Source organism: Vibrio sp. DNB22_10_4, from assembly GCF_052879755.1.
Genome location: NZ_JBNNXW010000029.1, coordinates 1 through 11,258, shown reverse-complemented (window position 1 = coordinate 11,258; position 11,258 = coordinate 1). Strand labels below are relative to the sequence as shown.

The 11,258-nt window shown below is 46.8% G+C and carries 8 protein-coding genes and 2 tRNA genes; 6 read left to right on the top strand and 4 right to left on the bottom strand.

The features are described from left to right. Position 1: 1 nt before the first annotated feature. Both ACVA6Q_RS24355 and ACVA6Q_RS24350 read right to left on the bottom strand, forming a co-directional pair. Positions 2–74: transfer RNA gene (locus ACVA6Q_RS24355), tRNA-His, on the bottom strand. A gap of 30 nt (positions 75–104) precedes the next feature. Beyond that, positions 105–181: transfer RNA gene (locus tag ACVA6Q_RS24350), tRNA-Arg, on the bottom strand. 296 nt (positions 182–477) lie between these two features. On the opposite strand from ACVA6Q_RS24350, the gene ACVA6Q_RS24345 reads away from it, so the two are divergent. Then, positions 478–891, top strand: a complete 414-nt coding sequence (locus ACVA6Q_RS24345; RefSeq protein WP_042501986.1) for a c-type cytochrome — start codon at positions 478–480, stop codon at positions 889–891. Positions 892–968: 77 nt separating this feature from the next. Here ACVA6Q_RS24345 and rep read toward each other — a convergent pair whose 3' ends face one another. Then, positions 969–2,987: a DNA helicase Rep gene (gene rep, locus ACVA6Q_RS24340; RefSeq protein ID WP_446649184.1), complete on the bottom strand. Its 2,019-nt coding sequence runs from the start codon at positions 2,985–2,987 to the stop codon at positions 969–971. 181 nt (positions 2,988–3,168) lie between these two features. On the opposite strand from rep, the gene ACVA6Q_RS24335 reads away from it, so the two are divergent. From ACVA6Q_RS24335 to ubiK, 4 genes are all read left to right on the top strand, one after another. After that, complete coding sequence (locus ACVA6Q_RS24335) at positions 3,169–3,747, top strand: TetR/AcrR family transcriptional regulator (protein WP_353498627.1); 579 nt, start codon at positions 3,169–3,171, stop codon at positions 3,745–3,747. Between the two features lie 18 nt (positions 3,748–3,765). Continuing rightward, positions 3,766–4,872, top strand: coding sequence for an efflux RND transporter periplasmic adaptor subunit (locus ACVA6Q_RS24330; protein WP_353497451.1), 1,107 nt, complete (start codon positions 3,766–3,768; stop codon positions 4,870–4,872). Positions 4,873–4,883: 11 nt separating this feature from the next. Next, positions 4,884–8,000: a multidrug efflux RND transporter permease subunit gene (locus tag ACVA6Q_RS24325; protein ID WP_446649183.1), complete on the top strand. Its 3,117-nt coding sequence runs from the start codon at positions 4,884–4,886 to the stop codon at positions 7,998–8,000. A 142-nt stretch (positions 8,001–8,142) separates the two neighbouring features. Beyond that, positions 8,143–8,394, top strand: a complete 252-nt coding sequence (gene ubiK, locus ACVA6Q_RS24320; protein WP_042477776.1) for a ubiquinone biosynthesis accessory factor UbiK — start codon at positions 8,143–8,145, stop codon at positions 8,392–8,394. Positions 8,395–8,513: 119 nt separating this feature from the next. On the opposite strand, the gene ilvC is transcribed toward ubiK, so the two are convergent. Beyond that, positions 8,514–9,998 (bottom strand): ketol-acid reductoisomerase, encoded by a 1,485-nt coding sequence (gene ilvC / locus ACVA6Q_RS24315; protein ID WP_353498628.1) that lies wholly within the window; start codon positions 9,996–9,998, stop codon positions 8,514–8,516. 145 nt (positions 9,999–10,143) lie between these two features. Here ilvC and ilvY point away from each other — a divergent pair, with 145 nt between their 5' ends. After that, a complete protein-coding gene (gene ilvY / locus ACVA6Q_RS24310; RefSeq protein WP_353497453.1) occupies positions 10,144–11,034 on the top strand; it encodes an HTH-type transcriptional activator IlvY in 891 nt (296 codons plus the stop codon). Positions 11,035–11,258: the final 224 nt, after the last annotated feature.

The following is an 11,258-nucleotide window of genomic DNA, read 5'->3' as shown; positions in this document are numbered from 1 at the left end:
GGGTGGCTAACGAGATTCGAACTCGCGACCACCGGAATCACAATCCAGGGCTCTACCAACTGAGCTATAGCCACCACTATTTGTTGCCAATAATTGTATCCGGATGGCACGCCCGAAAGGATTCGAACCTTCGACCTTTGGCTCCGGAGGCCAACGCTCTATCCAGCTGAGCTACGGGCGCATGCCCTATCGGCGGATGGGAATAATACGGATATCACACTATGTCGTAAAGTACTTTTTCAACTTTTTTTCTCGTTTGTTGTCTTTTTCAGCACTTTGGTACCGAAAATAGTAGCTTGACGATGTGATTCACCCCGTGAAGCTGAAAAGTTGTGGTTTATTGCAACAAGTTAACAGGATATAATCACCCAATGTTTACATTGATTTAACAGCCGTTAGATCAGCAAGCAGAATAAAATCGTATAAATGAATAGCAAGCACCGACTTGCTACCTTGTTGGATAGTAAAGTGAGTTTAATGGATATGTCTCGTCGAATCTTAACTGTGTTGGTCGCTGCACTAACTTTTTCTACTGCCTCTTTTGCAGCGGATGTGAGCCAAGAAGAATATGACGCTATCGCAGAGCGTATTAAACCTGTTGGTGGTGTTTACTTAGCCGGCAGCGAGCCAGTTGCTGCAGAGCCGACTGGTCCACGCGATGGTGCAACTGTTTACAACACCTTCTGTACAGCTTGTCACTCAATTGGTGTGAGTGGTGCACCGAAAACGGGTGATGCGGGTGATTGGGCTCCGCGTATTGCACAAGGCAAAGACGTGCTAGCGGATCACGCAATCAACGGCTTTAACGCAATGCCAGCAAAAGGCTCTTGTATGGATTGTTCGGATCAAGAAATCATCGATGCTATCGAGCACATGATTGCTGGTCTGTAATTCAGAAAAAGCACTCTATATAAAGAAGGGGCTCACTAACCAGTGAGCCCCTTCTTTATATAGAGTGCAAAATGTCGTTACTTCTTATTGAACATCGCACGAATATTGGCAATGTGCGCTTGGCCTTTTTGCATCCGCTCTTCGGCAGAGACTGGCTTTTTGGATTGCTCCCAATCGACATCATCAAATGGAAGCTCATCTAGGAAACGACTATGCTCGGGTTTGATGAGCTCACCAAACTGACGGCGCTCTTTACAAATAGTAAATGTCAGCTCTTTTTGTGCCCGCGTGATACCCACATACATAAGTCGGCGCTCTTCCTCGACATTGTCCTCATCAATACTGGTTTGATGCGGCAAAATCCCCTCTTCCGATCCAATCAAATAGACATAAGGGAACTCCAGGCCTTTTGAGGCATGCAGAGTCATAAGTTGAACAGCGTCGCTATCATCTTCTTCTTCACCGCGCTCCATCATGTCACGCAAAGTAAGGCGCTGAACCACCTCTTTAAGTGTCTTCTCTTCTTTATCGTAATTGTCGCCCTCTAAGTCTGCGACAATCCAGGAATAGAGATCAGACACGTTCTTCATGCGCATTTCTGCTGCTTTTGCGCTTGATGACGTCTCGTAGAGCCAGTCTTCGTAATTAATATCACGAACTAAGGCGCGCACAGCTTCTACTGTGTTTCCACGCTCGGCATTGTCGCCAATGGTCACTATCCATTGAGTAAAGCGACGCAGGTTCTCAAGCCCCCGACCAGTTAGGTGCTGCTCTAGCCCCAACTCAAAACTGGCTTCGAACAGGCTCTTGCTACGCATATTGGCGTAGCTACCCAGCTTCTCCAATGTCGCCGGTCCAATTTCTCGACGCGGCGTATTGACGATGCGCAAGAATGCATTGTCATCGTCCGGGTTCACCAACACACGCAGGTAAGCCATGATGTCTTTGATTTCGGCACGAGCAAAAAACGAGGTGCCACCCGAGATCTTGTAAGGTACTCGGTTTTGCATCAACGCCTTTTCAATCAAGCGCGATTGATGGTTGCCTCTATATAAGACGGCATAATCACGATAATCGGTGCGATTAACAAAGCGGTGTGCAATGAGCTCGCCCGTAACACGCTCTGCCTCATGTTCTTCATTCTTGGCTTTAAGTACCTTGAGCTTTTCGCCATCAGGGATCTCTGAGAACAGCGATTTCTCGAAAACGTGTGGGTTGTTAGCAATCAAGATATTCGCCGCACGCAGAATTCGACTCGTTGAACGATAGTTCTGCTCGAGCATCACCGCTTTAAGATTTGGGAAATCTTTGTTAAGCAGAACCAAGTTCTGAGGCTTAGCACCGCGCCATGAATAGATAGACTGATCGTCATCGCCTACCACGGTAAAACGAGCTCGCTCGCCAACAAGCAACTTAACCAGCTCATATTGGCTGGTATTGGTATCTTGATACTCATCCACCAGCAAATACTGAATGCGTTTTTGCCAGCGTTCGCGCACTTCTTGGTTGGTTTTAAGCAAAATCACTGGCAACGCAATCAGATCATCAAAATCGAGCGCGTTGTAAGCTTTCATCTGGATTTGGTACATCTCAAAACAGTAAGCAAATAACTGCTCTTGCTCTGATCGCGCACTGCCTTTGACCTGCTCAGGAGTGAGCAGGTCGTTTTTCCAGTTCGATATGGAACTCAGTAGCGAGCGCAACAAATCTTTATCGCCATCAAGCTGCTTTTCTGTCAGCTCTTTGAGCAAAGCCATCTGATCCTGATCGTCGAATAGAGAGAAGCCAGCTTTCAAACCCAGCGCTTTGTACTCGCGGCGGATAATATTCAGCCCCATGGTATGGAACGTCGATACCATCAAGCCTTTTGATTCATTCTTTCCTAAGGTTTGCCCTACACGCTCTTTCATTTCGCGCGCAGCTTTATTGGTAAACGTCACCGCAGCGATATTTCTCGCCTTATACCCGCAGTTTTGTACTAGGTAGGCTATCTTATTAGTAATCACGCGGGTTTTACCCGACCCTGCGCCGGCAAGAACCAGACATGGACCAGAGACGTATTTAACCGCCATATCTTGCTGCGGATTTAGCTTCATTGAAGTGCTCACTAGTGAAGTTTTGTAACGCGCACATAATAGACTGCGAATGCAGACAATGCCATGTCCCGTAGGTTTTTTTAACCTTTATAAAAGAAGGTTAAAAAATAAGTTGCACAAATATGCCCAGATTGTTTTATAATGAATGAACGTTCATTCACTGATAAGCGGATGGCTAATGATGGCAATCAATACCAACGACAAACGACTGCAAATCCTAGAAGCGGCGCAAAAAATGGTCGCCGAAGTTGGGATACAGGGCGTGTCGATGCAAAAACTCGCCAATAGAGCAGGTGTCGCAGCCGGCACAATTTATCGATACTTCGATGATAAGGACCATCTTTTAGAAGAGCTACGACAGTTTGTGGTGTCTCGCATGGCGAAGGCAGTACAAGAAGGCGTGGATGCGGACAAACCGCTCAAGGAGCAGTATCGCACCATGTGGTTAAACATTTGGCGGGTAGCGGCCTCCAATATCGACTCGTTAAAGACTCGCGTCCAATACGATTCGATTCCTTCAAAAAATAGTTATGAAACTCGGGAACAGGAACGAAAAATGTTTGCCCAAGTGGATAACCTATTCAACGAAGGAAAGAAACAAGGGGTTTTCAAAAACCTCGATAATGAAATTCTGTCTGGACTAAGCTTAGAAGCAAGCGTATCGCTTGCTCGCAAGCATGCTCTGGGTCTGTATCAACTTGATGATGCATCGCTGGAAGCAGCGATTGAAGCAAGTTGGGATGCAATTATTAAACACTAATGTGGAGTTCTCGTTAGAATGAAAAAGTGGACATTTTTCATGCTACTTATCGCAATACTGCTGTTCGGCAGTGTGATAGGTTTCAACCTGTTCAAGCAACAGAAAATTGCTGAGTATTTAGCTAACCGCCCGGAGCCTGAGTTTCCAGTCACCGTGACCACTGTTAAACCTGTAGATTGGGTACCAGTTATCGAAGCCATCGGTTTCGTAGAACCTAACCAAGGTGTCACGCTGACTTCAGAAACGAGTGGTGTGATCAGCAATATCTCGTTTGCATCGGGCTCTATGGTTGAAAAGGGTCAATTGCTGGTATCTCTGGACTCAGACGTAGAAAAAGCGAACCTTAAAAGTTCACAGGCGCGTCTACCTGCAGCGAAAGCAAAGTACGAGCGTTACCAAGGTCTTTACAAGAAAGGCTCTATCTCTCGTGAAGCTTACGATGATGCCGAAGCGAGCTACTTCTCTCTATCCGCGGATATCGAAAGCTTAAAAGCTCAGATTGACCGCCGTGAGATCAAAGCGCCATTCTCTGGTGTTGTTGGTATCCGTAACGTTTTCCTTGGTCAATACCTACAACCAAGTGACGATATCGTGCGTCTTGAAGACACTAGCCTAATGAAGCTGCGTTTTACTGTTCCTCAGACAGATTTCTCTCGCGTTTCGATTGGCCAAGATGTCGACATCTTTGTTGATGCATATCCAAACCAACCATTTAAAGGCTCTATCTCTGCGATTGAACCTGCGGTTAGCATCCAAAGTGGTCTGATCCAAGTTCAAGCAGACATTCCAAACAACGATGGCAAACTGCGTAGCGGTATGTTCGCTCGTGCGAACATCATTCTGCCTAAGCTAGAGAACCAAGTGACGCTACCGCAAACTGCTATCACGTTTACGCTATACGGCGACAACGTTTATGTCGTGACTGATGTTGATGGCGAGAAGCGCGTTAAGCAGCAAGTCGTTAAAGTTGGTGAGCGTACTGGCGATATCGCCCACATCCTAGAAGGCGTGAGCCCAGATGACATCATTGTTACCTCTGGTCAGGTTCGTCTGAGTAACGACGTGAAAGTTAAAGTGGTGGAAAGTGATGCGACTGTCCCACCAGCTGAGACACCGATGCTGTAATTGGAGGCAAAATGCGTTTTACTGATATTTTCATAAAACGTCCTGTTCTTGCGGTATCGATCAGTTTCTTGATTGCCTTGCTTGGTTTGCAAGCCGTATTCAAGATGCAGGTACGTGAATACCCAGAAATGACGAATACGGTTGTCACAGTGACAACCAGCTACTACGGTGCGAGTGCCGACTTAATCCAGGGCTTTATTACCCAGCCACTGGAGCAAGCCGTGGCGCAGGCCGACAACATTGACTACATGACGTCACAGTCTGTGCTTGGTCAATCGACCATTACGGTAAACATGAAGCTGAATACCGACCCGAACGCGGCATTGTCAGACATTCTGGCAAAAACCAACTCGGTTCGCTCTCAGCTTCCTAAAGAAGCCGAAGACCCAACGGTAACCATGTCGACCGGTTCGACGACCGCGGTACTTTATATTGGCTTTACCAGTGATGAGTTGGCATCGAGCCAAATAACTGACTATCTAGAGCGTGTAATCAACCCACAGCTATTTACCGTTAACGGCGTATCTAAAGTAGATATGTACGGTGGTATGAAATACGCACTGCGCGTATGGCTAGACCCACTAAAAATGGCAGCACTGAATATGACCGCAGCAGACGTGATGAACGTTCTGAATGCCAACAACTATCAGTCTGCAACCGGTCAAGCTACGGGTGAGTTCGTTCTGTATAACGGCAGCGCCGATACACAGGTATCGAACACAGAAGAGCTAAAGAACCTTGTTGTGAGCTCAAGTGACGGTCAAGTGATTCGCTTAGGTGACATCGCAAAAGTGACGCTTGAGAAAAGTCACGACGTATACCGCGCAAGTGCGAACGGCCAAGAAGCGGTAGTAGCAGCGATCAACGCGGCACCAAGTGCTAACCCGATCAACATTGCAGCCGATGTGCTTGAACTTCTTCCTCAGCTTGAGAAGAACCTACCAAGCAACATCAAAATGAACGTGATGTATGACTCAACAGTAGCGATCAACGAATCGATTCAAGAGGTTATCAAAACCATCCTTGAAGCGGCATTAATCGTACTGGTGGTTATCACTCTATTCCTAGGTTCGTTCCGTGCGGTACTGATCCCTATCGTAACTATCCCGCTATCCCTGATTGGTGTAGCGATGGTGATGCAGGCGATTGGCTTCTCATGGAACCTGATGACGCTGCTGGCGATGGTACTGGCTATCGGTCTGGTAGTAGATGATGCGATCGTTGTTCTTGAGAACGTCGACCGTCACATCAAACTAGGTGAGTCACCGTTCCGTGCAGCCATCATTGGTACACGTGAGATTGCGGTACCGGTTATCGCAATGACGCTTACATTGGGTGCAGTATATGCGCCGATTGCCTTGATGGGTGGTATCACGGGCTCGCTGTTTAAAGAGTTTGCCCTGACGCTGGCGGGGTCGGTATTTGTCTCCGGTATCATCGCATTGACGCTATCGCCAATGATGTGTTCGAAGCTACTCAAAGCGAACGAGACACCAAACCGTTTCGAGGAAAAAGTACATCATGTACTTGATCGCATGACCGCTCGCTACGAGAAAATGCTAACGGCAGTTATGCAGCACCGTCCGGTTATTATCGGCTTTGCGATCATAGTGTTTGCCTCTCTCCCTATGCTGTTCAAATTCATTCCAAGTGAACTTGCACCATCGGAAGATAAAGGCGTAGTGATGTTGATGGGTACTGGTCCGTCGAATGCGAACCTAGACTATCTACAAAACACCATGAACGATGTGAACAAAATTCTGAGCGATCAGCCGGAAGTGGCGTTTGCACAGGTGTTTACTGGCGTTCCTAACTCAAACCAAGCATTTGGTATTGCGTCAATGGTGCCATGGAGTCAACGTGAAGCAAGCCAAGCTGAAGTGGCGAACCGTGTAGGTGCTCTTGTCGCTGAAGTACCAGGTATGGCTGTGACTGCGTTCCAGATGCCAGAGCTTCCTGGTGCAGGTTCAGGTCTGCCTATTCAGTTTGTTATCACGACACCAAACAGCTTTGAGAGCTTGTTTACTATCGCGACTGATATCTGGAGTGACGTACAGCAAAATGCACAGTTCGTTTACTCAACGCTGGATCTGAACTACGATTCAGCAACGATGAAAATCAATATCGACAAAGACATGGCTGGCGCCTACGGCGTGACCATGCAAGATATCGGTATTACGCTGAGTGCAATGATGGCCGATGGCTACGTCAACCGTATCGACCTAAATGGTCGTTCGTATGAGGTGATTCCTCAGGTTGAACGTAAGTATCGTCTGAACCCAGAGTCGATGAACATGTACTTCGTACGCTCTGACGACGGTCAAGCTATCCCACTAGGTAGCCTTATCAGTATCGATGTGGTTGCAGAGCCTCGCTCACTGCCTCACTTCAACCAGCTGAACTCAGCAACGGTAGGTGCGGTACCGTCACCAGGCGTAGCGATGGGTGATGCGATTGCATGGTTTGAATCGATTGCAGAAAGCAAACTGCCAAGCGGCTACAACCATGACTACATGGGTGAAGCTCGTCAGTACGTAACTGAAGGTAGCGCACTGTACGCAACATTTGGTCTGGCACTGGCGATCATCTTCTTAGTACTGGCTATCCAGTTTGAGTCGATTAAAGACCCATTCGTTATCATGGTCTCGGTACCGTTAGCGATTTGTGGTGCCTTGATTGCTCTAGCTTGGGGCGCAGCGACCATGAACATCTACTCGCAGGTTGGTTTGATTACCCTAGTCGGTCTGATAACCAAGCACGGTATTCTTATCTGTGAGGTAGCTAAAGAAGAGCAGCTTCTGCATAAGAAGAGCAAGATGGAAGCGGTCATGGAAGCGGCGAAAGTACGTCTTCGCCCAATCCTAATGACAACGGCGGCGATGATCGCAGGTCTTATCCCACTGATGTACGCATCAGGTGCGGGTGCGGCTCAACGCTTTAGTATCGGTATCGTAATCGTTGCAGGTCTTGCCATTGGTACGCTGTTTACGCTATTTGTACTGCCAGTTATCTACACCTACTTGGCAGAACGTCATAAGCCACTACCTGTGTTTGTTGAAGACAAAGACTTAGAGAAAATTGCACGAGTTGACGAAGCTTCAGCGGCATGCAAAGAGAATCGCGTATAAACAGTTAATGTGATTCTACGTTGTTAATTGAAGATAACGTAATTAGAAAAAGGCCACATTGTGGCCTTTTTTATTACGCTAAATAACGACATTGCTCGGTGGATTACATAGAATAGTGGGATTACTTAAGGAGTTACCAGACATGTTTGACCCAAAGAAACTTGAACAGATTGCTAAGCAAATTCACGACTCTATGCCACAACCCGTGAAAGAGCTTGGTGCGGATGTTGATCAGAAAGTACGTCAAGTGATTCAAGGCCAATTGAATAAGCTTGATGTGGTTAGCCGTGAAGAGTTTGACGTGCAGACTCAAGTACTGCTTCGTACTCGCCAAAAGCTAACTGAAATGGAACAAAAGCTTGCTGAGCTAGAACAAAAACTAGCTGACAAGTAACCACTTGTCGCTGTATTTCGGCATTAAGCTCGAATGGCATCGACAAAAGAAAGGGGCTACCGATTGGTAGCCCCTTTTGCTATGTTGTGTTTACTTTTTTATCTAATTTTTCGGTCGGCTTAGCCGCCTACAGCGATGCGCTTCATGTCTGTCATGTAACCGCGTAGCTCTTCACCGATATACTCAACAGGGTGATTACGGATAACATCGTTCACTTCGATTAGCTTACCGTTATCTACATGGTTAGAAGTCTCACCTAGGCCTTTACCGATTACGTCAGTACCTACTGATGGCATGAACTTCTCACGAAGAAGTGGTGTTGCAACGTTAGCGAATAGGTAGTTACCGTACTCGGCTGTATCTGAGATTACTACGTTCATTTCATATAGACGCTTACGTGCAATCGTATTTGCAATCAGTGGTAGCTCATGTAGAGACTCGTAGTATGCAGACTCATCGATAATACCAGATGCCGTCATTGCTTCGAACGCAAGCTCAACACCTGCACGAACCATAGCCACCATTAGGATGCCGTTGTCGAAGTATTCTTGCTCAGAAATTTCTACATCAGATGATGGGTAGTTTTCGAATGCTGTTTCAGCAGTTTCTTCACGCCAGCCTAGAAGGTTCACGTCATCATTTGCCCAGTCAGCCATCATAGTGCTAGAGAATTCGCCTTGGATGATGTCATCCATGTGCTTGTTGTAAAGCGGACGCATTAGGTCTTTTAGCTCTTCAGACAGGTCAAACGCCTTCACTTTCGCTGGGTTAGATAGGCGATCCATCATGTGCGTGATGCCACCAAATTTCAGTGCTTCCGTGATGGTTTCCCAACCGAACTGAAGTAGTTTACCTGCGTAGCTTGGGTCAATACCGTCAGCAATCATCTTCTCGTAACATACGATTGAACCCGCTTGTAGCATGCCACAAAGGATAGTTTGCTCACCCATTAGGTCAGACTTAACTTCAGCAACGAATGAAGACTCTAGAACACCTGCTCGGTGGCCGCCTGTTGCTGCTGCCCATGCTTTCGCGATTTCAAGACCATCACCTTGAGGATCGTTTTCTGGGTGAACTGCGATAAGAGTCGGAACACCAAAACCACGCTTGTATTCTTCACGAACCTCTGTACCTGGACACTTAGGCGCAACCATGACAACCGTTAGGTCTTTACGGATTTGCATACCTTCTTCAACGATGTTGAAGCCGTGAGAGTAACCTAGTGATGCGCCTTCTTTCATTAGCGGCATTACCGTCTCAACCACGTTAGTGTGCTGCTTGTCTGGAGTTAGGTTAACAACTAGGTCTGCTTGAGGGATTAGGTTTTCGTAGCTACCAACAACGAAGCCGTTGTCTTTCGCGTTTTTGAACGATTGACGCTGCTCATCAATTGCAGCCTGACGAAGTGCGTACGACACGTCTAGGCCAGAATCGCGCATGTTCAAGCCTTGGTTTAGGCCTTGAGCACCACAACCAACAATGACTACTTTCTTACCTTTTAGGTAATCCGCTTCTGAAGCAAATTCAGAGCGATCCATAAAACGACAACGACCTAGTTGGTCTAATTGCTCACGCAAGTTAAGAGTATTGAAATAGTTAGCCATAGTTGGGCTCTCCTGTTGAATTCTGTCCATAGTGTCGATGCTTATCATCGAATGACTTCATACTAAAACAGAGACCAAATTGCTTAAAGTGATATATTCACAATTTGTTATTGCAATTAATGCAACTACCGATATCTTTAGTGTTATGAATATTAAAAGCCTTCAAGCTTTTATCCACCTTTGTGAGAGTAAAAGCTTCAGTAAAACCGCAACAGCGATGCATGTCAGTGCTTCTGCACTGAGTCGCCAGATTCAAAAGCTAGAACAAGACACCCATCAAAGCCTGTTCTTACGTGATAACCGCTCAGTAGAGCTAACGCCTGCAGGCAAGAAATTACTGCCGATCGCCGTTAACATTGTGAGTGAGTGGCAACAGTTTCAATCAGACAGCCAACATGGTGAACAGGAACTTCGCGGCAAGCTACGACTGTTTTGTTCGGTCACCGCAAGTTACAGCCATCTGCCCGAACTATTGGCAGAGTTTAGGCTGCTCTATCCCTATATCGAGTTTGAGCTCTCAACAGGCGATCCCGCGCAAGCAATAGATAAAGTCATTAACGATGAGACCGACATTGCTATCTCAGCTTTGCCCGAACTGCTTCCTGCAAGGTTGGAATTTGAGACCATCAGTGAGATACCTCTATCTGTCATCGCACCAGCAGGGGTCAGCAGCTTTGGCTCTGAACTTGCTGATGGCATGCCAGACTGGAATAAGATCCCGTTTATAGTCCCAGAAGCGGGTACCGCTCGCGAAAGAGCCAATCTATGGTTTAAAAAAATGCGCATTAAGCCCAACATCTATGCACAGGTATCGGGTCATGAAGCCATTGTTAGTATGGTGGCACTGGGGTGTGGCGTGGGCATTGCACCAGAGGTCGTTATCGTCAACAGTCCGGTTCGGGACAAGATCCAGCGTCTAAAACTAGAGCCTATCAAACCCTTCAAGTTAGGGGTGGTATGTAAACGCTCAAACCTCGATAACCCACTGCTGTCCGCATTTTGGAAAGTCGCTGAGAAGGTCTATATTCAGCCTTAGTACAGCAGTGGTCGCATCAACAAATCTGTTGACTGCATATAGTGTGTACGGACGATATAAGTAGAAAAATACGAAAAAGGCTCTGACCTAAGTCAGAGCCTTGAATATAGCAGATGTAAAAAAGCCCCGTCTTTCGACGAGGCTTTAAATATGGCAGGGGTGGAGAGATTCGAACTCCCAACACGCGGATTTGGAATCCGCTGCTCTGCCAATTGGAGCTACAC